Origin of the sequence: Melittangium boletus DSM 14713 (assembly GCF_002305855.1) — a bacterium.
GTDB lineage: Bacteria > Myxococcota > Myxococcia > Myxococcales > Myxococcaceae > Cystobacter > Cystobacter boletus.
Map to the genome: position 1 here is coordinate 7174443 of NZ_CP022163.1, position 26683 is coordinate 7201125.

Consider the following 26683-nt stretch of genomic DNA (forward strand, 5'->3'; position numbering starts at 1 on the left):
AGAGGAAGCGCCCCATGCCTGACTGCGGACTTGACTTCGGAACCAGCAACACGGCCCTCGCCCTGCCGGACGGGACGGTGCTCCCCGTCTCCCCCGGCTACAGTGACCCGCGTCTCTATCGCTCCGTCATCTTCTTCCCCGAGGACGAGCGCGAAGCGTACACGGGCGCCCCCGCCATCTCCCGCTACCTGGAGGACCCCTCGGGCCGTTTCGTCCAGTCCGTGAAGTCCTTCCTCCACAGCGCTTCCTTCCGCGCCACGCAGATTCGCGAGCGCACCTGGCTCATCGAGGAGCTGGTGGCGCTGCTGCTGCGCCGGGTGCGCGAGGCCGCCGCGCCCCACATGGGCGGAGCCCCCGATCGCGTGGTGCTCGGCCGCCCCGCCCTCTTCACCCCGGACCCCGAGGCGGACGCGCTCGCCGAGCAGCGCCTGCGCCGGGCCGCGGAACTCGCCGGCTTCACCCACATCCAGTTCCTCATCGAGCCCATCGCCGCCGCGCTCTCCTACGAGGCCCAGCTCACCCGGGACGAGCTGGTGCTGGTGGCCGACTTCGGCGCCGGCACCACGGACCTCACCCTCATGCGGCTGGGGCCCTCGCGTCGGGGCAATCCGGACCGCAAGCCGGACGTGGTGGGCTCCACCGGCGTGCGCATCGGCGGTGACCGCTTCGACGCGGAGATCATGCGCCACGCGCTGCTGCCCCGCTTTGGCGCGGGCTCCACCTACCGGGTGCGGGGCCTGAGCGACAAGCGGCTGCCCGTGCCCCAGCACCTGATGGCCAAGCTGCTGTCCTGGCACGAGATGTCCTTCATCCGCAAGAAGGCCTCCCAGGAGGTGCTGGAGCTGATGCTCACCTCCAGCGACAAGCCCGCCGAGGCCGAGGCCCTGTATGACCTCGTCATGGACAACCTGGGCTACCGGCTCTTCCGTGCCATCGAGGCGGCCAAGGTGCGGCTGTCCTCCGAGGATGAGACGGTGCTGGAGTTCGACGAGGCGCGCATCCACCTGCGCGAGCGCATCACCCGCGCCAGCTTCGAGGCCGCCAGCGAGCCGCTCCTCCAGGAGCTGCGCCAGGTGACCGAGGGACTGCTGGAGCGCTGCGCGGGCGCCGGAGAGGTGGACGCGGTGTTCCTCACGGGCGGCTCCTCGCAGATTCCCGCCGTGCGCCGACTCTACGTCGAGCGCTTCGGCGAGCACCGGGTGCGCACCCGCGATGCCTTCACCTCCGTGGCCGAGGGCCTGGGACGGGCCGCCGCCACGCTGTAGCCAGTTCGCCGCGGCCATGCCTCCGACTCGGAGTCGTCCGCGGTGAACGGGTCCTGGTGGCCTGGGTCCAGCGCGGATCGAGCGGTCGGAGGAACTATTTTCCGGATCACCCATACTGTGGGTTGATCGTGGGTCGAGTAAGATCGAGCATTGGCCCAGTGGCGTGTCCAACTGGGCATGCTCTGGCTGCCGCACGAGTGGCGAAACTGGCAGACGCAGCGGACTTAAAATCCGCTGGCCCGAAGGGGCCGTCCGGGTTCGATCCCCGGCTCGTGCATTCCTATGTGATTGGAAGCAGTGTGCTCGAACAGTTCCTGGACGCTCTTGAGTGGGACCCCGCGCGCCACGAGGTGGGTGAAGCATCTCATGGCGGGCCGAAGCCCTCCATTTTGGGAATGGGACAAGCAACTACGGCGGGGGATGGGGACGAGTCAGCTTGCTAGCATCGCATCAATCGTGCTCAGGAGTTCGTCCAATAAAGGCGTCCATGTTTGAGGCTCGTAGCGCGGCCAGGTGCCGGGCTGTGGCGAGTCCTCAAGTACAGGGCCCATTGCTCGCATCATGGTGTGCGGCGTGCGAGCACCTCCGGGTTATCGATGCGCCAGCCGTAATTGATGGTCAGGACACTATCTGTCCCGAGTGTGACGACGGAGTGTTCGCCGAAGCCCTTCAGCCGCGGATTGGAGGACCCGCTGAGGCCTGTGCCGTAGCTGATGCGCTCCGCATGCGCCTTCAGGAAACCCACCAAGGGCTTATACCCGGAACGGAGGGCCGGATTGTGGGAGGGCAGGGGGCGGCCGATTATGGCACCATCAGATACGCCAGCACCCGCTTGCTGCCTCTACACTCGGGGCAGGCGAACGCGTCCAGCGCGAAGCTCCTGCGCAGGCGCTCGGTTCAATCCAGCCGAGGTGTGCGCTTCTTCTTCGACTCCTGCCTCGCCGTTGCATCAGGTGCCACACTCGCCTCCTCCGCTCTCTATTGGGGGACACGGACCCTCCTCGGTGTGACTCCGGGGAACATGAGACGTCGACCTGCATTTCGGGTCATGATCGGCGTGCGCACATGAGGCAAACAGGCGATCACGTCGGTCCATACAGGTTGGTGCGGCCGCTGGGCAGAGGCGGCATGGGCGAGGTCTTCACCGCGCTCCACGAGCGCATGAACCAGGTGGTTGCCCTCAAGCTCCTGTCTCCGACTGCGGCCGTTGATCCGCAACTCGTGGCTCGATTCGTCCAGGAGGCGCGGGCCCTCGCGCAATTTCAGCACCCGGGCGTGGTTCGCATCCTCCATTGCGACCGCACGGAGGATGGCACGGCCTTCCTGGCAATGGAGCACCTTGAGGGGCTGTCGCTACGCGAGTGGATGCGGCACCAGCAGGGTCCAGCGCCGAGTGAAGCCGCGCTTTCTCTGTGCCAACAGATCGCCGCGGTGATGGCCGACATCCACGCCAAGGGCATTGTTCACCGGGACCTGAAGCCGGAGAACGTGTTCCTGTGCCCCGATGCCGAGGTCACACCGGGGTACCGCGTCAAACTGCTGGATTTCGGCATCGCGAAGGTTCCACCGGAGGCGAATGCCTGGGGCGATACGCAGGTGCACACTGCGGCGCCCGTTTTCCTGGGCACGGCTATGTACATGGCTCCTGAGCAGTGCCGGAACGCGGCGGAGGTGGATGGCGGCGCGGACGTCTACGCCCTGGGGGTACTGCTCTTCGAACTCCTCGCCGGTCGGCCGCCGTTCGTCTCAGACGACGTAGTCGATTTGATTTCGATGCACATACGCGCTGAGCCGCCGCCGTTGCGCGAACTGGCTCCGGCCGTTCCGGGTGCGCTGTCCTCATTGGTCGCCTCCATGCTGGCCAAGGAATCGGCGTCCCGTCCGACAATGCGCCGCTGCCAGGATATGCTCGGACGGCGACCCTGGCAGAGCGAACGGGATGAGTGTCCAGTGCCAGGGCTCGCGTCCTTCACCGAAGCGTATGCCGAGCTGTTCTTCGGTCGTAAGACGGAGATTTCCACCGTCCTGCGTCTTCTGGATGAGGTGCGGTCCGGCGAACGCCGATGGGTGCAAGTCGAGGGATCGAGCGGGGTAGGGAAATCGTCGTTGGTACAGGCTGGCGTCCTTCCGCGCTTGAAGGAGAGCTCCTCGCAGCTCGCTCCCTCCTGGAGGGTCGCGGTCCTTCGCCCGTCGTACGATCCGGTGCATCAACTTGCCGTGGCCGTGTGTGATGCGCTCGCCGGAAGCAACTTCACCTACTCGGCTCTGGAGTTGGAGCGTGCGCTGCGCGCCGATGTTCGCGCGCTTTCGGAGATAGTGAGCGCGTACACGCCTCCGCAGGGTCGTTTCCTGCTGGTGATCGAGCAAATGGAGGAACTCGTCACGCTGGGGGGCGCGGATTGTTTGGGGATTGACGGGTGGGTGGAGACAGCACTCGCCGCGCCTGATGCACCCCTGCGGTTGCTCACGACGATTCGGAGCGACTTCATCCACCGGCTGGAGCAGATGCCGCGGATGGCGGCGCGGCTCAACCAGGCTGCGCGCTATCTCCTCCGACCGATGGAAGAGGCGGCGCTGACGCAGGTCATCGAGGGAATGGCCCAGCGCGTCGGGCTGCGGCTCTCCGAGGGGCTGTCGGTGCGGATGGTTCGTGACGCAAGGAGCGAAGGAAGCCAGCTCCTGCTGCTTGGCCAATCTCTCCGCGCGTTGTGGTCCCTGCGTAGCGGCGCCCAGCTGACCCATGAGCGATACGAGCAGATCGGTGGAGTCGGCGGAGCCCTGGCACAGCAGGCGGAACGGTTGCTCGACGGGCTCGGCTCCCAGGGACGTGAACGCGCGAAGTGGATTCTCCTGGACCTCGTGCAGGTTGGCCGCGGTGTCCCAGACACGCGGCGGCCCCGCACCCGGCGAGAGGTGCTCAAGGCCGGCGGGGGAGACGCGTTGTCGTTAGAGGTCTTGATGCGGCTCTCCGGCATGCGGACAGGGACTCGGGACGACGCGGAGGAGGGGCTCCGGCTCATCGTGCTCTCTGCCGGAGATGGGCCCGCGGAGCAGCGTGTGGACTTGATACACGAGTCGCTCCTGCAGCAGGTTCCGTCACTCGCGGATTGGATCGGGAGCGAGCGCGTCTTGCTTGAGCGGCAGGCGGATCTGGAGATCGCCGCGCAATCGTGGGAGCACGCCGGGTGCCCGACGGAAGGGTTGCCTTCCGGCTCGTTGCTCGCGCACTACGGGGATGCGGCCGGTCCATCCTCCCGACGCGGTCCTCCCCCATGCCGCGGGGTGAGCGAGCGTGCCTCCTGCTTCCTCACCGCCGCGCGAGGACTTGAGCACCGTCGTGTCCGGCTCAAGCGGGGACTGGCGCTCGCGGCGATGGCCGCGGTGCTGGCCATCTCCTTCAGCGCGCTCAGCGCCTACCGCGAGTGGCGGCGAGCTCAAGAAAATCTCCAGCGCATCGTTCTCGCCACGCACCAGTTCGTCTCCGACGCCGACTGGAAGCTTGGCAGGGTCGCTCATACGCTCGAGGTGCGGCGGGCCATGCTGCACAAGATAGACGAGAATCTGGCGTCTCTCCCGCACGCGGACCGTCAACTCCCCGAGGTTCGCGAGGCAATCATCGCAACGAAGCATCGACTCGGGGATTTTGCCTTTCAGAACGAATCGCTCGCTCGGGCCGAAGGCTTCCTGGATGCCGCAGCCGTGGAGATCCAGAAGGGGCTGGACGCTCGACCGGAGGATGAGGAACTCAAGCTGCTCCGGGCGCTGAACCACTCCAAGCTCGGGAAGATCGTGCTGGCCCGGGGCAAGCTCGACAAGGCTCGCGGCCATTTCGCTGATGCGCTCGCATTCCTGAATCGGTCGCCGGACCACGTCGATGATGACTATCGGCGGACCCTGGCGACGAGCTATTCGGAGCAAGGCGAGCTCGACCTGGCGTCCGGAGCTGCCGAAGCTGTCGAGCGGTACGACCGAGCCGTCGCTCTGTTCGAAGAAAATGCCCGGAGTGGTAATGCGTACGAGCAAGCACTCCTCGCCGATGCGCTGTGCTGGCGCGCGGAGGCACTCCATCATGCGGGAAGACTCCCGGAGGCCGCGGCTGATCTCGAGCGTGCGCTCGGTCTTGCTCGCAGGCTGAATGAAGTGGAGGCGGGAAACGAGTTCATCCGGTGGATCCTCGCTCGAGCTTACCTCGGGTCGGCCTCGGTGGAGGCGGCCCGTGGTGGGCCTCAGGCGGACGACCGATATCGTGCGGCGGAGGAGCTGGGGCGGGGTCTTGTCCGCGGCGAGCGAACCAACAAGCGCTATGGCCTCGTCCTGACCCAGAGTCTGTTGGAGCACGAGGCGTTGCTGAGTGGTCGGGGAGCGGCCGCTCAGGCCCGTTCACTGCACGACGAACGCTGTGGGTTGGTCAGCGCATTCGTGGGGATGGATGGCGAGGACCACCGGTTTGACCGGTTCGTCTGCCCTGGGCCCCCTCTCCCCCAAGAAACCGGACAGTGATGTGAGTCCATGGGGGGCTTTGTGCGCTGGAACCCTGGGGATACCCCGTACAAGCCCCTGGCGTGTCGTTGAGCTGGCGCTCGCGAAAAAAAGTCTGACCCCGCGCGCGATCCGTCCGCGAATGGCGTCCTAGGGAATGGAGCCGGAATCCCAACGGATGAACACGGACATGATCGACGCCTACCTGATTGCTCGCGAGGAGACACCGCGTGCACGGCGGTTGCCCGCGCGAAGGGCGCTGTGGAAGGGTCGCCTGGGGATGAGCCGCAATGTGTGGTCGAAGGTTGCTGTAGAGGAGTTGATCCGCCGGGCCCGTGGGGGGGACAAGGCCGCGCTGGAGGAACTCTTCCGGCGCTACCAACGCAAGTTGGTGAATTGGGCCTCGCGGAGCGCTCCTCAGCCGCCACCGGGTGGGGCGCGCGCCTCGGACATCGCGCAGGACACGGCGCTGCGCGCGTTCGACAAGTTCTCCACGTTTAGTGGGACGACGGAGGCCGAGCTGCTGACGTGGCTCAAGCGCATCCTCGCAAACCAAGCCGTGCAGTTGGCCCGGGGAGCGCGGCGGAAGAAGCGCTCCGCTGAGAGCACCGTGCCGCTGGACAGCGCCGAGGCCGAGGCAACCCCTTCCCGCGGGAAGAGTCCAAGTCAGGTTGTTTTCGAGCGGGAAGCGTGGCACCAGCTCCTCATCTACCTCTATGAGCTCCCCGAGGAGCAGCAGGAGGCCATCAAGCTCTGTCACCTGGACGAGCTCCCGGTCGTAGAGGTGGCGCGCCGGATGGGGAAGACGCAAGCATCGGTGGCGGGGTTGCTCCTGCGGGGCCTGCGGTCCTTGAGGGCTCGAATGCAGGAGGGTGCTGCCGGCACCAGCTCGGACGCGACGCGAGCCGCGCTGCTGACGTACCTGCAGAAGCGCGATGCCGGGGAGAAGGTGGACCCGGAGGCCTTCATTGCAGCCTACCCAGACTGCGCCGACGAGTTGAGGGCGAAGTTGGCGTTGCTGGGTCGCATCCGCGATCTGCGTCCGAAGCCGCCCCCGGGGGCGCGGGCGGGTCAACGGACGAAAAAGACATGATGGGGAGCGCGGCGATGCGTGTCGGAGAATATGTCCTTGCCCGCCGGGTGGCGTCCGGAGCCACGTGCGATGTGTATCAGGGGTACCACGCGGTCACCGGGCAAGCCGTGGCGGTGAAGATGCTCTCCCCCAGCCTCTGCTCGGACGAGGAGGTGGGAGGGCGCTTCCTCAATGAAGCGCAGGCGCTCCAGCAGCTGCGTCATGAGCACTTGGTCCAGGCCGTCACCTCGGGAGTTCTACCTACGGGACAGCCCTTCCTCGTCTTGGAATGGCTTCCCGGAGATCTGCATCGACTGCTCAAGCGCGCCGGAGGTCAGCTCCCGGTTCAGGCCGCCACCCGTGTCGCCGCGCAGCTCGGCGCCGCGCTCGCGTTCCTGCATGGCTCCCGGATCTTTCACCGCGACCTGAAGCCTGCCAACGTCTTGGTGGCCACCGATAACCTTGCGATCATCGAGATCAAGCTCGCGGATCTCGGACTGGCCAAGATCCCGCGAGAGGAGGGGCATGAAGGGGGGGAGGGGCTCGCTGCCTCTGCCATCTCGACGGCCAAGCGCGCCCTCCTGGGAACTTGGGACTACATGGCCCCGGAGCAGTGGGTGCAATCCAAGACCGCGGGTGGACCCGCGGATGTGTACGCGCTCGGCATTCTCCTGTTCCAGATGTTGGCGGGCAGGCTGCCATTCGTCGCCGAGCAGCAGAAGGATCTGATGTATCTGCACCTCCTGGAGAAGCCCCCACTCGAGCTGCTGGAGGGCTTGGCTCCACAGGCTACCCGCGACCTGATTGCAGGAATGCTGCACAAGAAACCGCTGGAGCGACCGGCGATGCGCGAGGTCGCTCGGCAGCTGGCGGACACACCTCTCATGTAGCCCGGACTCCTCGGGTCTCCACACTTCAGCCTGGATGACATGAACACGATACATGCCGTGCTTTGCCTCGATGTGGATGCTTCTGTCGCGGACGACGACATCCTGCCCCTTCTTCCTCCGGCACGGAGGGAGCTGAAATTCCTGCGCCTGAGCACCTTCACTACCCAGGGGCCGAAAGGAAAGCGACCAACGTCCAGCCCTGTGGACTGGATCGCGCTCGCGAACGCCGTCTCTCAGCTGGCGAGCGAGGCGCGCTCACTCAGGGACTCCTCCTCCTCGCCCGTGGAGTTCTTCATCGTGGGCTTGGCTCCGTTGCCGCTCTTCGTTCTCCTGGGGGCCGAGCTCTCTGCGTGGGCGAAACCTCAGACGTTCCTCAACGTTCGAAAGGATACCACGTGGGATGTCCTGAGGTTGGATGACAAGCTCCCGGATGGGGTTCGCTACTTTGACACGGTGAGCGGGCTGAGTGATGTGCCTTCGGAGGCGAATGGCCTGGTGGGGATCTTCATCTCAACTCAAGCCATGCTGCCGCGCGACGCCGTACGTGATTTCTTGAGGGCGCAGGGAAATGGGATCGCCGGCGTGGTCGAATGCCGGAACAGCACCAGCACGCCCGTGGACGCCGCTCATGCACCCGCGATCGCGGAGGAGTTGGTGCGGGTGCTGGCCGCCACCCGGCGTGCGTATCCCAATCATTCGGGCCTGGCGCTCTTCGTCTCGGGACCGGCGTCGCTCGCGTTCATGGCGGGTCGGGCCTTCAACCCAAGGGCGATGGGAAGCGCGTGGGTGGCCAGCTATGCACCGCCCGGATACGAGCTGGCGTTCACCTTGCCATGGAAGCCCGCTTTGCGGGTGGTGGAGTTGCGCCGTGGACCGAAGCAGGAGCAGGCGCGTCAGAAGGTCCTGCTGGCGGTGTTGGCAGGCGCCCGGAAATTGAAGGACACCCTCCAACTCGGGGATCTCCCGCCGTTCCTCGCGCCGTCCGCGGGGGAAATGCTCCTGACACGTCTCCACCAGTTGACGATCGCCGATGAACCGGAGGGGGATGAGACGCGCCTGAGCGTCGGGCAGCGGCGGCTGACTTTCGGGCGCGGGCTGCTCGAAGGCATGCGCCAGCTGGACGAGCGCTACCGGGAGCCCTTGGCCCTGCAGTATCTGCTGCATGAGCTCTTCCACTTCGATCAGGAGCTGACCTCCCAGAACTACCGTGGCGTCGGACGTGGGGGCTTCGCCTTGGAGGAGGTGGATTACTGGGCGGACATCCTGGCTATTGGCACGCTGACGAGCTGGCGGATGAGAGAGGGTGGCCCACAACTCCAGCGCGAGCCTGGAAGGGTTCTCGCCGAAGAGCTCGACGTGAGCCTTCGGGGCATCGAGACCTTCGATCGCATGGAGCACGGCGAGCGCATTGGGGATTTGTTGGAGCGGCGTTTGCGGCGCTACCTCATCTGGGCGCTCCATCATGCACGTGCCAAGACGCTTCGCCACGATACGGGCATCTGGAAGGTGCTTGGCGAGCGGTTGATTGTCGAACTGGCCCCTCTCCGCGGAAGGTTCGACACCGTCCACGACAAGGTCATCATCGAGGCGCTTCCCGATACCGAGCTGTTTGTCGTCTGGGGGAGACGCCTGATGAGACTGCACCGACGACCCGGGTTCGAGCCTGCGGCCCTCGTGGACATCGTGCGGACGTTCGATCAGAGCTTGCTTCTCAAGATGATGGAATACGTGGCGGAGAAGGAGCACGCGGTGCTGACCCCGTGGGTTTGACGGAGAGGCGAGGATCGTGCGGAATGGTGAAACCCACATGCGGGATCTGACCGATTTACTGAACAGGATACTTCGCAGCGTCGAGCCCTCGGCGGAGGAGAAGGAGGGCGCGCAGCGCAGCCATCACTACCTCCGAGAGATCTTGCTGACCGGAAAGATGGAGTCCATCATCCGGTACCATTTCCTGAGCGGTAGCTACCCACGGGCAACCGCCATTCGTCCGCTTGATGATGTAGATATCATTTTCGTCGTGGATCCCAGCCATTGGAAGACTCCGAACTTCAGCGATCTCCCAGCTCCAAGCGCTGTGCTCCAGACCTTCGAACGGGCATTGGCGCGGCGGTACCTGGAGACAAAGCTTCGGGTTCAACGTCGATCCATTCGGCTCCAGATGCAGCACCTGAATGTGGACGTGGTCCCTGCGGTCAGCGCGGACGGAGAAGGCAGCGAGCGGCTCCTCATCCCAGACGCGGAAAATGATACGTGGATCCGCTCCGCGCCCAAAATACACGGTGCGTTGGCGACGGAGATCAACCAGAGGCACGGAGAATTATTCAAGCCATTGGTGAAGCTGCTCAAGACCTGGAATCTGGGCGTGCCCGAGGCGCTACGCTTCAAGTCGTTTTGTGTCGAGACGATTGCCACGAGGCTATTCGCGTCAGCCAAGCTGAACTCCCTTCAGACCGGCCTCGTTCAGTTCTTCGATTTCGTCTGCTACATCGGTGGTGACCCATGTGAATTCCCATGGAATGATGATCGCGGTATGTCACTCCGCCTCGGGAATTGCGTGGTGCCAGATACGGCCGAGGGCATGAACGTGGCGGCCAGCGTCACGAGGCAAGGTCGCGAGTGTTTCATGCGCCGGGCCGCGACCAGCCGGGACTGGATCCTGCAAGCGGAACGGGCCAGAACGTGGAATAGCGCCGAGAGCAAGATCGAGAAGGCGTTTGGAAGCCATCTGCGAGAGCTGGATTGGTGACCCACGGGGCACTCTCATGCGCGCGATCTTCGCGCCAACGGCATCTACTCTCTCAGGAGGACACCATGCAGGTTCGACAAGCAGTTCATGACTTCATTTCCGCACTCGAACTCACCACCGCCGAGAGGACGACCGCCAGCGACCAGCACAAGTTCCTACGCGATGGACTCGCCAGCCGGCTGGAGATCGAGCCCGACCATTACCCATTCCTCACCGGCTCCTACGCGCGGAGCACGGCCATCCGTCCGCTCAAGGACATCGATCTGTTTTGCGTGTTGAAGCGCACGCCCTCGCTCGCCCCGCATATTAGCAGCCCGATGGACGCACTGAAGACGGTGCGACGCGCGCTCGAGGATCAGTACCCGGGCAAGACCGCCGATCCCCAGAACCGCTCGGTGAACATCTCATTCTCCACCACGGGAATCGCCTACGATGTCGTCCCCGCGTTCCTCGACGAGGGCGACAACGAGATCTTCTGGATCCCGGACCTTCAAGCGAAGACCTGGATCCGTTCCAACCCACGTATCCACGAACGCATGTCAGTGGACGCGAACGAGGCCGCGGGCAAGGAACTCAAGCCCCTCACCAAGGCGGTGAAGCACTGGAACCGGCGACAGATGGACGGGAAGCGACTGAGGTCGTTCCACATCGAGGTGATGATCTGGGACGTGCTCGTGGCGAAGCCGGAGAACCGGCTCGATGGCCTCATCCAGATCTTCGAGGGTCTGGCTTCTCGCGTGTACCTCGACACGTTGGATCCGGCGGCGCTGGGGCCACCCATCAACCAGGGAATGAGCGACGCGGAGAAAACCGCCGCGAAGACACAGTTGCAACAAGCGGCCGCGACGCTGAAGGAGGCGAGGGAACTCGCGCAAACTGGCTATACGGAGCGGGCCCATTACCTCCTGTACGGGATTTTTGGGGATCCCTATCCCGAGAAGGGAAAGGAGGGGCGCTCGGTCGTCACCGGCGTTTCGGCATCCCTGCCGTCCGCTCCGGATGGTCACGGCTCCAGGTTCGGGTAGACATCCGTGCCATTCCCTGACAGTGACCGACGGCGGTGGTTGGAGGAACTGCGTGTCCTCCACCAACGACACCCCAACATCCTGCGAATTGAGGAGCGTCCGGTGACCTTCGCCGAAGGCACGGTCGATACTGCGGTTGGATCCCGGCGATACCGGCTGGTATGGCCGCCGGAGTTTCCCTTGCGCCCGCCCGTTACCTGGGAGTTGTCGGCCGATGGCGCAGACGTCATCGACCATCGCGCCCATGGGTACACGTTCCGGGATCTGAGTCTGTGCTTGTTCGCGCATGACCCTCGACAGGGATGGCGACCAGAGTACACGGCGGGAGAGGCACTCGATCGGCTCGTGGCGTATCTGGAGCAGGAGGCTCACGGCGAGTTCCCTCGAATCGAGGACATCCCCCTGACGACGGACTTCATCAGGGTCTCCGTGCCGCTGAGCATCGCGGCGGCGCTGCGTCAGGGGGGCGGATGGGGAATATTGACGGTGCGTGGTCGGAAGGACGGGAGACTCCTACGCGTGATGAGCGTGGATGGAACCTCGCCCTCGCCGATCATCACCAGGCCTCTTGAGGCCGACCTGGAAGCGCCGTGGGTCGCCGCGCTGGGGTTGGACCATCCGCGGCAGGGCTTGTGGTGCAGGATCAATAAGACTGTGGAGCAGGTCCCTTCGTCGCGGCACAGGCTCGAAGGTTGGATTAGACAGCAGCTCCCGAACGAGCATGCACGGCAGTTGTTCATGGCGCAGGCGTTGATCCTGCTGGTGTTGAACGACGGGTTGAGATTCGTCCTCATAAAGGCCGGAACCACTCCGGACACGAACCCCGAAGAGAGGTTGATCTACGTAGAGCCCTTCGAAGAAAACCTCGAGGAGCGCATCTTCCGGCGCGTTGACGATCGACTCGGGGGCGTCGGGGGGCTCCAGCGCGCGCAGGTCGCGATCGTCGGGGTAGGCAGCCTTGGCAGCAGTGTCGCGGTCGTGCTTGCGAAGGCCGGCGTGAGTAAGTTCGTGCTCCTCGACCCGGAATTGCTCGACCCAGAGAACGTGGCGCGGCACGTGGGTGGCGTGGACGAGATCTGTTTGCCCAAGGTGGAGGTTGTGAGCAGGGCGATCCATCGGATCAATCCCGCTGCGGAAGTGGTCCAGGTGCAAGCTGCGCTCTCGTTGGATCCGGTTGGCTGGGGAAAGGATCCGACGCAGCACCTCATCGAGGTGACACGTCATCCGCTGGGCATCATCGTCTGTGCCACCGCCACGACCGAGGCGGAGAGCGTGGTCAACCATCTGTGTGTGATCCACGCATGCCCCGGGATCTTCACCGCCGTATTAGGACGCGCGGAGCACGGGCGGGTATTCAGGGTCCTGCCGGGGGTAACACCTTGCTATCAGTGTGTGCTGAACGCTCAATACGCGGAGCCCGGTCGATTTCCGCGCTTCGACCGCGTTGACATGGGCGTCCCTGCCTATCAGCAACAAGGACTCCCCGGGCTCGGGATGGACGTTGAGCAAGTCGCGCTGATCACCGCGCGGATGACGTTGCAGACTCTCGGAGAGCGGAGCGAGGGTGAGCTCGATTACCCGAAGGCTCACGGGGATCACCTGATCTGGTCCAATCACGGAGGATGGGCAGTCGATGGTCCGCTTCAGACGAGGGTGGAACTCATCCCACGAGATCGCGCATGCCCCGTATGTGGGATTGGGAATGAACTCCCGCTATCCTTGGAAGAGGAGAAAGAATTGGCTGCCCTGCAAGTGGACCGTTTGAAGAGGTCTTGAGCAGTCAGAATGGACGGGAGAGCGCGGATCATTTTCTTTGGTCGGCGCATAGATAGATGGCGCCCCACCCCTCGAATCCCCCAAGGCGCTGACGGCCGAGGCAGGCTGCGGCCGGGTGACACACGCAGGCTGGTCGCTGGGCCGGTGGAGAGGCCGTGCAGCCGCTTCAAAAAAGCACTGGCTTGCGATGGCTTTCACCCGCTTGGGGCGTCTTCCCTTTTGAGTGCGAAAGGCGGATGAGACGGAGGTGCTAATGAGGATCGCGGAGTTCTTGGAAGAGCTGTTCCTGGACCTGATTCAGGATGTCGAACCCACCCCCAGCCAGAAAGAGGATGCCCAGCGGACACACCACACCCTGCGGTACCGGTTGGACTCCGGGAACATCGGGCTTCGCATCATCGACTCGTATCTGAGCGGCAGCTACGTGCGGCATACAGCGATTGCTCCGCTCGATGACGTCGACATTATCTTCCTCATCGATCCGTCCAAGTGGCCGCGCGGCTTTCTTGCGGATAAGCCCTCCCCCAGCGTAGTCCTCACCACGTTCGAGCGCGCCATTCGCTACCGGTATCCCGACAGCGTAGTCCAGAGGCAGCGCCGCTCGGTGGGGCTGGCGCTCCACAAGATGCATATCGATGTGGTGCCCGCCATTCTCGAGTCCTCCGAGAGCGGCCGAATCTATGTCTTGGACTCAGAGACGGAAGAGTGGATTCTTTCCGCTCCGAGGGTTCATGCTGAGCACACGACACGCGTCAATAAACAGCGGGAGGGACGCTTTGTCCCCCTGGTCAAGGTGCTGAAGTTCTGGAACAAGCGCCTCCCCTCCACCGCGTGTTTGAAGTCCTTCACCATTGAGACGACTGCGGTGCGGCTCTTCTCCGAGGTTGGTTTCAGCTCGTTTACGGAAGGTGCGCTCCTGTTCTTCGACTTTCTGGCCCAGTTTGCGGGAGAAGCCCGGCAGAACTGGAGGAGTGACTTCGGTATCAAGCTGAGCCGCTGGGCGTGGACTCCCACGGTCCTCGATGTCGCTGGCACGGGAAGCAACCTCGTGGCGGGGCTGGAGGAACAGCGCCGCGTCAAATTCCTTCAGCACGCGGTGTCCAGCCGCAACCGCCTATTCGAAGCGCTCGATGCGCGGACTCCGGAGCGTTGCGAGAACCGGTTCCAAGCAGCCTTCCGCATCTATTAGCTCGCCAGCTCACGGCCGAAACGCATAGATGGGATGAGATGCCGTGATGTCCAGTCATGAGGTCGTTAAACGCCTGCGCCTCCCGCAGGGAGGGGGAGCGGGGGATGAACGAAGGTGAAGGGCTTGTCGCTGTTGGTGATGGCGCAGAGGGCGTGCATGAGTTCGCGCATGCACCATCTGCCTGTTCGAAGGCGTGGTGGAGTGGGGGAGCCGCGGGTATTTCTTCCCCACCTTTTCCCCACGGGGGACACGCCAGAGCCTGCCAGGACAGGCCATCTTCAGAGGGAAAAGCCAGAGTTTGCCCCTGCCCAGCCCTGATTCGTAATCAGGGGGCGCTGGCTTGTGCGCGGGGGCGAGCCGAGGAGCAGTGGCCTCTGTGCCATGGGGCCTCTCCATGTGCCGCGTATGTCCCCCTCCAGCGCGGATTCAGGGGGGACCAGGGGGGACGACACAGCACGAGACGGGATGATGTCCCTAGTAAAATCAAGGCGATAGCGGGTAACTGCGCGTCCTGCTTGGGGTTTTCTACCGCCCTGCCCAGGGTTCGAGCCCCGGCTCGTGCATTTCCCAACCTGCCATCGACGCGGGGGTGAAGAGGGGCCGGTCCCCCTCGACAGGGGCCATTCCGGTCACCATCGGACAGTGCCACCCGTTTTCTACCCAGGGAGGCTCGTTCCAGGCTTCGTTGCCCGAATGCGTGCTTGCGTCTGTAGAGGAAGTCGGTTACTTACCCGCCCACGTCGGAGGAAGTCGCGCGATTAGCTCAGCTGGATAGAGCGTTGGCCTCCGAAGCCAAAGGCCGCAGGTTCGACTCCTGCATCGCGCACTGAGGCAAGGGCCCGGAATCGTTGGGGAGCTCCCCCACTGGTTCCGGGCCCTTCGCTTTTCCCGGCTCCACCTTGCCGCAAGGATGCGGCAAGGCCGTTCCCGGCCATGCCTCAGCGTGGGGCCTGCCCCACCGCGACCGTTCAGGCTGCCTCCTCCTCCTGGACGCTGGGCGGGCTAGGCAACTGGGGGCGTAGCCCGAACTGGAGGCTGTCCACCTCCGCGCGGAGGTAGTCCGGGGTTGGGGCCGCTGTATCGTCCGACGGCTCGCGCCTCGTTGAATGCGCGGCTGACGAATCCCCGCAGGGGGGGTTGAGCGTCTGGGGGACAGTTGGCGCGCTATCGTGCTCCGATAAACCACACGATGTCACCCAGGTCAGGGCGGCGCCCGAGTGCGGCCCACTCCGCGTCCATTCGCGCGAGTTGCTCCTCCGCTGTTCCCTCCCAAGGCGCAAAAGCCCCGCCCGGCAAGAGGTGGACGGCCCGGAGCGCCCCGCTGGTCAGCAAGGGACGTAGGGCGCTCAGTGTTTCCAGGCGCACCTCGTCCTCTGTTGCGCCGGGCCGCCATTCGCGGATGTCCGCCGCCAGCCACCACAGGCCCAAGTCGCTGCTCATCGCGTCTCGGGCCCAGCCTCGCTGGATGTCCTCCACCGTCTGCTGATCGCTCATGGAAGAAACTTGATCTCTCGAATACCGAGCCCTTGAACGGTGACGTCGATGGTCGGTGGGCCCGACGTCGAAGAGGGACGCAGGCCGACCGTGCCTCCATTCGGGAGGCGCACCAACTGGCCCGGATAGGAGGTACCCGTTACGCGCGTCCCGCTGCCTGAGAGTTGCGCGAACAGCTTCTCTGCATCGCGGAGGCCACCCTTGATGACTCTGATCTTGGGGCTGGAGCCCTCGGAGCCGATGAGCCGCCCTCCGGGTCGCAGCAAGTCCTCGATGACCTGGGGTGGGGAAGGGGCTCCTGGTTGCGCCGCCTGGCCTTGCCGCGCTTGAGGCTGGGTCGGCGAGGGCTTGGCCTTCGCAACGGCCTGCTCAATCTCCGCTGCCTTCTCCGGGTCGGCCACGCGGAGGGCCTCGCAGGCTGTTGGAGATCCCTGCTTGCACCCGCACACCGCAGTTCCATCCGTCGGTGAGCAGGGCGCATGCGCGAGCATCAAGGCTAGGAAGTAGAGGAGCACGAGCCCCAAGCTACTCGGGGTCTACCTGGTGAGGAACGCCTCCAAGGCAGCGAGCCGGACGCGGATGGCGTTATCGTGAAACCCCGCGACCGGATGGACCGGTTGGACAGCCCGATCCCAACCCCCTGTCAGCCCCTTGCAAGTGCCGTGTTGGGACTATGGCGGCGAGTTCTTCGCAGCCTCCCCCAGGGATGCAGGGGAGGCTCCTCTCCAGCGCTGGTTCAGGGCTCTGGTTTGGAGGTCTCCGCGCGGCGCAGGTCTCCCACCAACCGGGCCAGTTCCGCGATGGTCGGCGCCTCGAAGAGCACTCGGATGGGCAGCTCCATCCCGAGCGCGGAGACCAGCCGCGGGCGCAGCTGACTGGCGATCATCGAGTTGCCGCCCAACTCGAAGAAGTTGTCGCGGATGCCCACCTGCTCGATGCCAAAGGTCTGCTGCCAGAGCGCCGCGATGGTTCGCTCCGTCTCGTCTCGAGGTGCCTCGTAGCCACTCGGAAGGCTCGGTCGGGCGTGGAGCCGCCGCGGCGCGGAGGCCTCGGGTTCGTGCCGTCCCGACAGCGTCTCGGTGAGGGCTCGCCGGTCCGCCAGCCGCAGTGTCACCGGAGAGACCTGGACGCAGCCCGGTGCCTCCGTGCCCAGTACCCTCGAGATGGCTCGCACGGCCTCGTCCGGGGTGAGGGTGAGCGCTTCCAGCACCGAACCCTTCCGGGCCTGCACCGCCTGGGCTCCTCCCTCCAGCGGCCCCCTCCAGTCGATGCCGATCCACGCCCAGGTGCTCTCCTGCGCCCGCTGTTGCACCAGTGCCGCGATCAATTCACGGGAGGCGAGGCCGGACGCGCCCTCCATTCCTCGCGCGGGCGCCGTGGGCGAAGACTGCAACACACAGAAGTCCAGCGCTTGTCCTTCCAGCGCTCCCGCCAGCACCAGCAGCTCCCATCCTCCCGCCTCCTCTCCCTCCTCTGGCGCGTGCAGGACGCCATGCAGCGCTCCGAAGCGGGTCTTCGTCTGCTCCAGCACCGATTGGTACTGCTCCAGGTTTCCTGGCTCGGCCCGTAGCGTCAGCACCTCGGCTCCCTGGGTCTGGAGCGCCTGCACCTCGCTCATGGGCAGCTCCGTGCGGCCCACCACCACCAATCGGGCCTGGACGGTACGCGCCAGGTGCTCGGCCAGTGCGCGCGTCAGTCCACTCGCGCCTCCCGTGAGCAGGTAGGTGCCTCGCTGCCTCAATCGCGGCTCCGAGGTGGCGGGCGCGAGCTTCAGGGGCTCTTGCGACCGCACCCAACGGCGTGGACCACGCAGCGCCACCGGGTTCGTCTCGTGCCCGGAGGTGACTTCCGCGAAGAGCTGTCGCACCAGGCGCGCCGCCTGGGGCGTGCCTTTCGCCGGTGTCACCACGTCGATGGGGTGGGCCCTCAGGTGTGGGTACTCCCGGCTCAGTGCCTCGCAGGCTCCCAGCACCAGGGCCTTCTCGGGGTGCAGGGACTCCTCGCCCGTCACCGCTTGCAGATGGCTGGTGAGCACGTGAACGGGCAGCACTTCTCCGGCGTTGGCCGGCCGCGCTCCGAGCGCCTGGGCGAGGTGTCGCAGGCTTTGAAAGCCCTGGCGCCAGGCCGTCTCGTAGCGCTTGCGCGGCGTGGAGGCGTTGTCCTCCCCCGTGACATTCCACAGGTGGACGATGGCCGTGGGCCGCTGGTCGCGCTCGTGCAGATGGCGCAGCAGGGCCTCGTGGTCCGTGGGGCTCACCGGGTCGATGGTGAAGGTCGTGGGGCTCGGGTGGGTGAAGCCCTCGCCTGGCTTCACCGTGAGCACCTGGTGGCCCGCCTTCTCCAACTCGAGCGCCAGCGCCTCGCCCACTCCCTGCTCGTCCTGGAAGAACAGCCATCGTCCAGGGGATGCGCTCTCCTGGACTCGTTCGTCTCCTCGGACGGGAGTGCTCGTGTTCGACTGTTTCCAGCTCGGCGCGTGGAACCAGTCCGCGAGGTCCGTTTCCCGGTTCGCCATGCGCTCCCGTTTCCCCTGCGTCGCTTCCTTCGCGTCCGGCGGATCCATCCAGTAGCGCTGCCGCTCGAAGGGGTAGGAGGGAAGGGGAACGCGGCGGCGGCGCTCGTGGGCGTAAAAGCCCATCCAGTCGACGGGGACGCCCTCCATCCACAGACGGCCGAGGGTGGACAGGAGGAAGGCGGAGTCGGACTGTTTCTCCTGGGGGTGGCGAGTGGAGGAGAAGACGGGAGTGGAGCGCGAGTGCTGCTTGGCCAGGGAAGAGAGGACCTGGCCGGGGCCCACCTCCAGCAGCACGCGCGAAGAGTCGGAGAGGAGCGTGCGCAGGCCCTCGGAGAAGCGCACGGTGTGGCGCAGGTGTCGGGCCCAGTAGGCGGGGGTGGCGACTTCGTCGGTGGCCCAGGTGCCAGTGACGTTGGAGACGAAGGGGAGGGAGGGGGAGTGGAAGCGGAGGGAGGAGAGGACGCGGGAGAATTCGGGGAGGATGGGCTCCACCATCTCCGAGTGGCTGGAGACGGAGATGCGCACGCGGTGACACTCGGTGCCCTCGGAGGAGAGTTGGCGCTGGAGGGAGTCGATGGCGTCGGAAGGGCCGGAGACAACGCAGAGGGAGGGGGCGTTGATGGCGGCGAGGGAGAGGCCCGGAGCGAGGCGGGAGCGGACGTGGGCCTCGGGGAGGGAGACGGAGAGCATGGCGCCCGAGGGGAGGGACTCGAAGAGGCGGGCGCGGGTGAGGACGAGGGTGAGGGCGTCCTCGAGGGAGAAGACGCCGGCGAGACAGGCGGCGGCGTACTCACCCAGGGAGTGGCCGATGAGGGCCTGGGGCCGAATGCCGAAGGAGAGCCAGAGGCGGGCCAGGGCGTATTCGGTGGTGAAGAGGGCGGGCAGGCCGTAGAGGCCGCGCTGCAGGAGGCGGGAGGCTTCCTCGGCCTTGTCGGGGAAGGGGTAGAGCAGGGAGCGCAAGTCCAGGCCGAGGTGGGGCTGGAGGAAGCGGGCGCAGCGCTCCACCTCCTGGCGGAAGACGGGCTCGGAGTCGTGGAGCTCGCGAGCCATGTCCGGGTACTGCGCTCCTCCTCCCGGAAACATGAAGGCCACGGGGCGCTCGCTGGCCTCCATCAGGTTCGACGGCATGCGCGACAGATCCTGAGCGTCGAGCACGGAGAGGGCGTCCTCGCGACCGCGGCAGACCAGAATGCGGCGGTGGGAGAAGCCCCTGCGGCCCTGCTGGAGGGTGAAGGCGACGTCGGCCAGGGGCTGCTCCGGGTGCTGGCGCAGGTGGGTGGCGAACCGCTGGGTGACGCTCTCCAGGGCCGTGGGGGTCCGGGCGGACAGGAGCAGCAACTGCCAGGGTCGCGAGGCGCTGGTGGGAGGGAGCGCGGGGGCCTCCTCGAGCACCACGTGGGCGTTGGTGCCGCCGATGCCGAAGGAACTCACGCCGGCGCGGCGCGGGGTGGGGCCGGCCTTCCACTCGCGCAGCGTGTCGTTGACGAAGAAGGGGCTGTTGGCGAAGTCGATGCTGGGATTGGGCACGCGGTAATGCAGGCTCGGGGGCATCTGCCGGTGCCGCAGCGCCTGCACCGTCTTGATGAGGCTGGACATCCCCGCCACCACGTCCAGGTGGCCGATGTTCGGCTTCACCGAGCCCAGGGCGCAGAACCGCTTCGCCTGCGTGTCGGTCCGGAAGGCCTGGGTGAGCGCGCTCACCTCGATGGTGTCTCCCATCGCCGTGCCCGTGCCGTGCGCCTCCACGTAGCTGATCGTCTCGGGCGACACGTCCGCGGCGTTGAGTGCCTCGATGATGACTTCCGTCTGGCCCGCCACGCCTGGCGCCATGAAGTCCGCCTTGCGCGAGCCATCGTTGTTGATGGCCGAGCCCCGGATGACCGCGTACACCTGATCGCCGTCGGCGATGGCGTCCGTCAGCCTCTTGAGCACCACCACCGCCACGCCGCTTCCGAAGACCGTGCCCTTGGCCTCCGCGTCGAAGGCCTGACACCGGCCGTCGGGTGAGAGCACGCCTCCCTCGTACCAGAAGTAGCCCGTCTTCTGGTTGGGCTGCAGCGTCGCCGCTCCCACCAGCATCATGTCGCACTCGCGGCTCAGCAGGCTCTGGCACGCCATGTGGGTCGCCACCAGCGAGGTGGAGCACCCCGTCTGCACCGACACCCCCGGCCCCTTCAGGTTGAACTCGAAGCAGAGCCGGTTCGCCATGAAGTCCTTGGCGTTACCCGCTCCCAACTGGAAATGGCCGAGGCCCATCTTCTCCAGCGCCACCCGGTTGGGGAAGACGTTGAGCAGCAGGTAGAAGTCCGTGCCCACTCCCGCGTAGACGCCCACCCGGCCCTTGTACCGCTCGGGATCGTACCCGGCGTGCTCCAGCGCCGACCAGCCCGTCTCCAGCAGGAAGCGCAGTTGCGGCGCCGCGATCTCCGCCTCGCGCGGCGTGTAGCCGAAGAAGGCGGCATCGAACTGGTCGATGTCCTCCAGGTAGGCCCCCGCCCCGCGGAAGTGCGGATCCTTCAACACCTCGGGCTCCACTCCCTGGGCCAGCAGTTCCTGTTCGCTGAAGCGGGTGATGGACTCCACGCCGTCGCGCAGGTTCGTCCAGAACTCGTCGATGTCCCGGGCCCCCGGGAAGCGGCCCGACATCCCCACCACCGCGATGTCGAACTCGCTCACCTGGCTCTCTTCCTGGGCGTTGCTCATGACTTCCTCGTCCTCCGGGCCTCTCGCCGCTGCTTTCCGCGATTCTGGCTTTCTTCATGGCTCGGGCTCTCCTGCCCGCCCTGCCGCAAGCTCGCCGACAGGTCGCCAATGGTGGGGTTGCCGAAGAGGCTCGCCGCCGACAGCTCCACCTTCAGCGCCGCCCTCATCTTCGAGAGGACCTGCACCGCCGTGAGCGAGGTGCCTCCCAGCTCGAAGAAGTTGTCGTGCACGCCCACCTGCTCGAGGCCCAGCGCCTTCTGCCAGATGTCCACCAGCATCCGCTCGGTCTCGTCGCGCGGCGCCACGTAGGCCGTCCCCAGCGTCGGGCGCGGCTGCGAGGGCTTCACCGATGTCTTCTCGAACTCCGCCAGCAGGTCCAACGTGCCGTCCTGGAAGCGCGAGCGCAGATCCCTCGTGGACACCACCACCTGCGGCAGCTTCTGCCGGAGGATTCGCCGGAAGGCCTCCACGCCCTCCTCGGCCTGGATGACGTCCACTTGCGGCCCGCCAGGCTTCGCGCCGGAGGCCGCCACCGCGGATCCGGGCCCCTCGCCCAGCGCCTTCACCGTCTCCTCGCCCACCTGCCGCAGCGAGTAGTCGTCGACCTCCACCAGCACCTGGCCCCGCTCGTCCATCACCGTGACCTGGAAGGACGCCACCTCGTTCTGGCCACTCGGCCCATAGCGCGTGTGGCAGTACAGCTTGCGCGGCATCGGCCCGTGAATCTTCAAGCCCTTGTAGGCGAAGGGCAGCCACGCCCCTCCGCCCAGGCTGAACAGGCCAAAGCCCAGCGCCAGGTCCATCAGCGCCGGGTGCGCCTTGAGGCGGGGCAGATCGTCGAGGTGGTGATCCGCCAGCTCCAGCGTCGCCATGGCCTCGCGGGGTCCGATCCGCAGCCGGCTCAGGCTCTTCCAGTGCGCACCGTGGGAGATGAGGGGCGAGAGCACCGGCACCTCCCGCCCATCGCGCTCCTCTCCGCCGCAGCGCCGCGCCAGTTCCTCCACGTCGTGGCGCTCCGGCTGGCTCCCGCTCAACGCGACCGCGGTCCCCGTGACGTGATCCCTCCACTCGCCCCACGCCGACGCCGCGCTCACCACCTTGAAGCGGTAGGCCTCTCCCTGGCGGGTGATCACGGTGCGGACTTCCTTCTCCTCGCCCTCCTTCACCCACAACGGCGCCTGGATGTTCATCTCCTGGATGTCCACGCCGCTCAGCCCGGCGAAGTCCTCCAGCGCCGCGCGCACCATCTCGATGTAGCCCGTGCCCGGAAGCACCGCCTGGCCCCCCACCCGGTGCTCCTCCACCACCCAGTGCCGGGCGGTGCTGAAGTGCATGGCGTAGACGACCTGATCCTCCTGCCGGGAGACGCAGCGGCCCAGCATGGGGTGCAGCTCGGGCGCGGAGACGGGGGCCTGCGCCGCCAGCTTGTTGATGACGCCCATCGCGAGGCCCATGGGCCACCCGTCCCAGTTGATGGAGACGGTGAAGGGGCCTCCCCGCGCGTTGCGCGCCTGGGCGTAGGCGTCCATGAAGGAGTTGGCCGCTCCGTAATCCACCTGCCCCGTCAGCCCCAACACGGAGCTGATGGAGGAGTAGAGCACCAAGAAGTCCAGTGGCTCGTGGGCCAGCACCTCCTCGAGCACCATCGTCCCGAGCACCTTGGGCGCCAGCACGTTCCTCGCCGAGTCGGCCGCCTTCACCTGCATCAGGCCGTCATGGAGCAGGCCCGCCGTGTGGATGACGCCATGGATCGCTCCGAAGCGCTCCTTCACCTCCCGCGTCACCTCCTTCATCCGCTCGAGGTCCGCCACATCGGCCTGGAGCACCATCACCTCCGCGCCCCGGGCCTCCAGCGACAGCACGGCCTCGATGCGCTGGCGCGTCTGATCTCCGGGCATGAGCTCGGCCAACCACTTCGTCCACGTGTCCCGCGGCGGCAACCCCGTGCGGCCCACCAGCGCCAGCCGCGCCCGGACGGTGCCCGCCAGGTGCTCGGCCACCACGAGCGAGAGCGCCCCGAGGCCTCCCGTGAGCAGGTAGACACCGCGCTCGCGCAGGCGCGGCTCCGGGGTGGCGGCTTCCAGCCGGATCGGCTCGTACGTCTGCTCCCAGCGGTGCGGACCGCGCAGCGCCACCGGGTTCGCCTCGTGCCCGGAGGTGACTTCCGCGAGGAGTTGCCGCGCCAGACGCGCCGCCTGGGGCGTGCCCCTCGCCGGTGTCACCACGTCGATGGGGCGGGCCTTGAGGTATGGGTACTCTTTCACCATCACCTTGCCCACGCCCAGCACGAGGGCCTTCTCGGGGTGCAGGGACTCCTCGCCCGTCACCGCTTGCAGGTGGCTGGTGAGCACGTGCACGGGCAGCACCTCGTTGGCGCTCGCCGGCCTCGGGCCGAGCGCCTGGACGAGGTGCAACAGGCTCTGGAAGCCCCGGCGCCAGGCCGTCTCGTAGCGCTCGCGCGGCGTGGTGGCGCTGTCCTCCCCCGTGACATTCCACAGGTGGGCGATGGCCGTGGGCCGCTGGTCGTGCTCGCGCAGGTGGCGCAGCAGGGCCTCGTGGTCCGCGGGGCTCTCCGGGTCGACGGTGAAGGCCGTGGGGCTCGGGTGGGTGAAGCCCTCGCCCGGCTTCACCGTGAGCACCTGGTGGCCCGCCTTCTCCAGCTCGAGCGCCAGCGCCTCGCCCACTCCCTGCTCGTCCTGGAAGAACAGCCACCTTCCGGGTTGGCCTCCCGAGGAGGTGGACTCGAGCAGCGGCGATTGCTTCCAGGTGGGCACGTAGAACCAGTCCGCGAGGTCCTGCTTCTTCCCCTTGGACTCCTCTGGCTTCACCGGGCTCTTGTCATGGGCGTTGCTCATGGATTTCTTCCAGAACTTCTTGTGCTCGAAGGGGTAGGAGGGAAGGGGGACGCGGCGGCGGCGCTCGTGGGAGTAGAAGCCCATCCAGTCGACGGGGACGCCCTCCATCCACAGACGGCCGAGGGTGGACAGGAGGAAGGCGGAGTCGGACTGTTTCTCCTGGGGGTGGCGAGTGGAGGAGAAGACAGGGGTGGAGCGGGAGTGCTGCTTGGCCAGGGAGGAGAGGACCTGGCCGGGGCCCACCTCCAGCAGCACGCGCGAAGAGTCGGAGAGGAGGGTGCGCAGGCCCTCGGAGAAGCGCACGGTGTGGCGCAGGTGTCGGGCCCAGTAGGCGGGGGTGGCGACTTCGTCGGTGGCCCAGGTGCCAGTGACGTTGGAGACGAAGGGGAGGGAGGGGGAGTGGAAGCGGAGGGAGGAGAGGACGCGGGAGAATTCGGGGAGGATGGGCTCGACCATCTCCGAGTGGCTGGAGACGGAGATGCGCACGCGGTGACACTCGGTGCCCTCGGAGGAGAGTTGACGCTGGAGGGAGTCGATGGAGTCGGAAGGGCCGGAGACAACGCAGAGGGAGGGGGCGTTGATGGCGGCGAGGGAGAGGCCCGGAGCGAGGCGGGAGCGGACGTGGGCCTCGGGGAGGGAGACGGAGAGCATGGCGCCCGAGGGAAGGGACTCGAAGAGGCGGGCGCGGGTGAGGACGAGGGTGAGGGCGTCCTCGAGGGAGAAGACGCCGGCGAGGCAGGCGGCGGCGTACTCACCCAGGGAGTGGCCGATGAGGGCCTGGGGCCGGATGCCGAAGGAGAGCCAGAGGCGGGCCAGGGCGTATTCGGTGGTGAAGAGGGCGGGCAGGCCGTAGAGGCCGCGCTGCAGGAGGCGGGAGGCTTCCTCGGCCTTGTCGGGGGCGGGGTAGAGCAGGGAGCGCAAGTCCAGGCCGAGGTGGGGCTGGAGGAAGCGGGCGCAGCGCTCCACCTCCTGGCGGAAGACGGGCTCGGAGTCGTGGAGCTCCCGGGCCATGTCCGGGTACTGCGCGCCTCCTCCCGGGAACATGAAGGCCACGGCCCGCTCATCGGCTTCCTTCGTCCGCGAGAGGATGCGCGTCGGTTCCCCCGCCTCGAGCACGGAGAGGGCATCCTCGCGATCGCGGCAGACGAGGACGCGGCGGTGGGAGAAGCCCTTGCGGCCCTGCTGGAGGGTGAAGGCGACGTCGGCCAGGGGCTGCTCCGGGTGCTGGCGCAGGTGGGTGGCGAACCGCTGGGTGACGCTCTCCAGGGCCGTGGGGGTCCGGGCGGACAACAACAACAACTGCCAGGGGCGCGAGGCACTGGCGGGAGGAAGCGCCGGGGCCTCCTCGAGCACCACGTGGGCGTTGGTGCCGCCGATGCCGAAGGAGCTCACCCCGGCGCGGCGCGGGGTGGGGCCGGCCTTCCACTCGCGCAGCGTGTCGTTGACGAAGAAGGGGCTGCTGGCGAAGTCGATGCTGGGATTGGGCACGCGGTAGTGCAGGCTCGGGGGCAACTGCTGGTGCCTGAGCGCCTGCACCGTCTTGATGAGGCTGGCGATGCCCGCCGCCGTGTTCAGGTGGCCGATGTTCGTCTTCACCGAGCCCAATGCACAGAACTGTCGCCCTTGGGCCCCTCGCGTGCGGAAGGCCTGGGTGAGCGCGCTCACCTCGATGGGATCTCCCAGCGCCGTGCCCGTGCCGTGCGTCTCCACGTAGCTGATGGAGTCCGGCTCGACGTCGGCCATGGACTGCGCGTCCAGGATGGCGGTGAGCTGCCCGTCCACGCTCGGCGCGGTGAAGCCCACCTTCTGCGAGCCGTCGTTGTTGATGGCCGAGCCCCGGATGACCGCCTCGATGGTGTCCCCATCCCGCAGCGCGTCCTCCAGCCTCTTGAGCACCACCACGCCCACGCCGTTGCCCACACCCAGGCCCTGCGCATTCGCGTCGAAGGCCCGGCAGTGCCCGTCCGGAGAGAAGATGCCTCCCGGCTCGTGGAGATAGCCGGCCTTGTGCGGCATGTTGACGGAGATGCCTCCCGCCAGCGCCATGTCACACTCGCGGTTGAGCAGGCTCTGACAGGCCAGGTGCACCGCCACGAGCGACGTGGAACATGCCGTCTGCACCGACAGCGCCGGGCCGCGCAGGTTCAGCTTGTAGGCCACCCGCGTGGCCACGTAGTCCCGATCGTTGCTCGTCAGCTCCAGGAAGCTGCTGGTCGCGAACGGCCGGAAGAAGGTGAAGGAGTTGTACAGGTACACGCTCAACGACGAGCCCGCGTACACCCCGATCTTCCCCTCGCTCCGCTCCGAGTCGTACCCCGCCCGCTCCATCGCCTGCCACGCCGTCTCCAGGAAGAGGCGGTGCTGCGGGTCCATCGTCTCCGCTTCCCTCGGGGTGAAGCCGAAGAAGTCGGCGTCGAACTCGTCGATGCCGTCCAGCAGGAAGCCCGCCTTCACGTAGCCGGGCTCCTTTAGCGCGTCCGGCTCGATGCCCGAGGCCAGCAGTTCCTCGTCCGTCAGGGGCGTCAGCGGCTCCACGCCGTCACGCAGGTTGCGCCAGAATGCCTCTACGTCCCGTGCTCCGGGAAAACGGCCCGCCATGCCCACGATGGCGATGTCGTAGAGGCGTTCTCCTGTGTCGATGTCGGACATTGATGTTGGATCTCTCGAAGAT

13 protein-coding genes and 2 tRNA genes are annotated in these 26683 nt (G+C 66.4%); 11 read left to right on the forward strand and 4 right to left on the reverse strand.

Features of this window, described 5'->3' with window-relative positions:
• Positions 1-14: 14 nt before the first annotated feature.
• Together MEBOL_RS29845 and MEBOL_RS29850 are read left to right on the forward strand one after the other, a co-directional pair.
• A complete protein-coding gene (locus MEBOL_RS29845) occupies positions 15-1265 on the forward strand; it encodes an Hsp70 family protein (RefSeq protein WP_095980620.1) in 1251 nt (416 codons plus the stop codon).
• Positions 1266-1456: 191 nt separating this feature from the next.
• A tRNA-Leu gene (locus MEBOL_RS29850) sits at positions 1457-1542 on the forward strand.
• A 282-nt stretch (positions 1543-1824) separates the two neighbouring features.
• Here the strand turns inward: MEBOL_RS29850 and MEBOL_RS41480 are convergent.
• Complete coding sequence (locus tag MEBOL_RS41480) at positions 1825-2010, reverse strand: hypothetical protein (protein ID WP_157775672.1); 186 nt, start codon at positions 2008-2010, stop codon at positions 1825-1827.
• Positions 2011-2330: 320 nt separating this feature from the next.
• Here MEBOL_RS41480 and MEBOL_RS29860 point away from each other — a divergent pair, with 320 nt between their 5' ends.
• The 9 genes from MEBOL_RS29860 (at position 2331) to MEBOL_RS29900 (ending at position 15271) form a co-directional block, all read left to right on the forward strand.
• Entirely contained in the window at positions 2331-5765 is a 3435-nt protein-coding gene (locus MEBOL_RS29860; protein ID WP_281256601.1) for an nSTAND1 domain-containing NTPase, read from the forward strand.
• A 157-nt stretch (positions 5766-5922) separates the two neighbouring features.
• Positions 5923-6837: an RNA polymerase sigma factor gene (locus MEBOL_RS29865; protein WP_157775675.1), complete on the forward strand. Its 915-nt coding sequence runs from the start codon at positions 5923-5925 to the stop codon at positions 6835-6837.
• Entirely contained in the window at positions 6834-7706 is an 873-nt protein-coding gene (locus tag MEBOL_RS29870; protein ID WP_095980624.1) for a serine/threonine-protein kinase, read from the forward strand. The genes MEBOL_RS29865 and MEBOL_RS29870 overlap by 4 nt, the downstream gene beginning before the upstream one ends.
• A gap of 39 nt (positions 7707-7745) precedes the next feature.
• A complete protein-coding gene (locus tag MEBOL_RS29875; RefSeq protein WP_157775678.1) occupies positions 7746-9476 on the forward strand; it encodes an SAVED domain-containing protein in 1731 nt (576 codons plus the stop codon).
• A gap of 37 nt (positions 9477-9513) precedes the next feature.
• Positions 9514-10455, forward strand: coding sequence for an SMODS domain-containing nucleotidyltransferase (locus tag MEBOL_RS29880; protein WP_095980626.1), 942 nt, complete (start codon positions 9514-9516; stop codon positions 10453-10455).
• Positions 10456-10520: 65 nt separating this feature from the next.
• Positions 10521-11480, forward strand: a complete 960-nt coding sequence (locus MEBOL_RS29885) for a nucleotidyltransferase domain-containing protein (RefSeq protein WP_095980627.1) — start codon at positions 10521-10523, stop codon at positions 11478-11480.
• A gap of 102 nt (positions 11481-11582) precedes the next feature.
• Positions 11583-13256, forward strand: coding sequence for a ThiF family adenylyltransferase (locus MEBOL_RS29890; RefSeq protein WP_095980628.1), 1674 nt, complete (start codon positions 11583-11585; stop codon positions 13254-13256).
• Positions 13257-13527: 271 nt separating this feature from the next.
• Positions 13528-14445 (forward strand): SMODS domain-containing nucleotidyltransferase, encoded by a 918-nt coding sequence (locus MEBOL_RS29895; RefSeq protein WP_170115617.1) that lies wholly within the window; start codon positions 13528-13530, stop codon positions 14443-14445.
• Between the two features lie 752 nt (positions 14446-15197).
• Positions 15198-15271, forward strand: a tRNA-Arg gene (locus MEBOL_RS29900).
• Positions 15272-15609: 338 nt separating this feature from the next.
• Here the strand turns inward: MEBOL_RS29900 and MEBOL_RS29905 are convergent.
• From MEBOL_RS29905 to MEBOL_RS29920, 3 genes are all read right to left on the reverse strand, one after another.
• Entirely contained in the window at positions 15610-15939 is a 330-nt protein-coding gene (locus MEBOL_RS29905) for a hypothetical protein (RefSeq protein WP_095980630.1), read from the reverse strand.
• A gap of 736 nt (positions 15940-16675) precedes the next feature.
• Positions 16676-21157, reverse strand: coding sequence for a type I polyketide synthase (locus tag MEBOL_RS29915; protein WP_095980632.1), 4482 nt, complete (start codon positions 21155-21157; stop codon positions 16676-16678).
• Positions 21154-26661: a type I polyketide synthase gene (locus MEBOL_RS29920; RefSeq protein WP_095980633.1), complete on the reverse strand. Its 5508-nt coding sequence runs from the start codon at positions 26659-26661 to the stop codon at positions 21154-21156. The genes MEBOL_RS29915 and MEBOL_RS29920 overlap by 4 nt, the downstream gene beginning before the upstream one ends.
• Between the last annotated feature and the right edge of the window lie 22 nt (positions 26662-26683).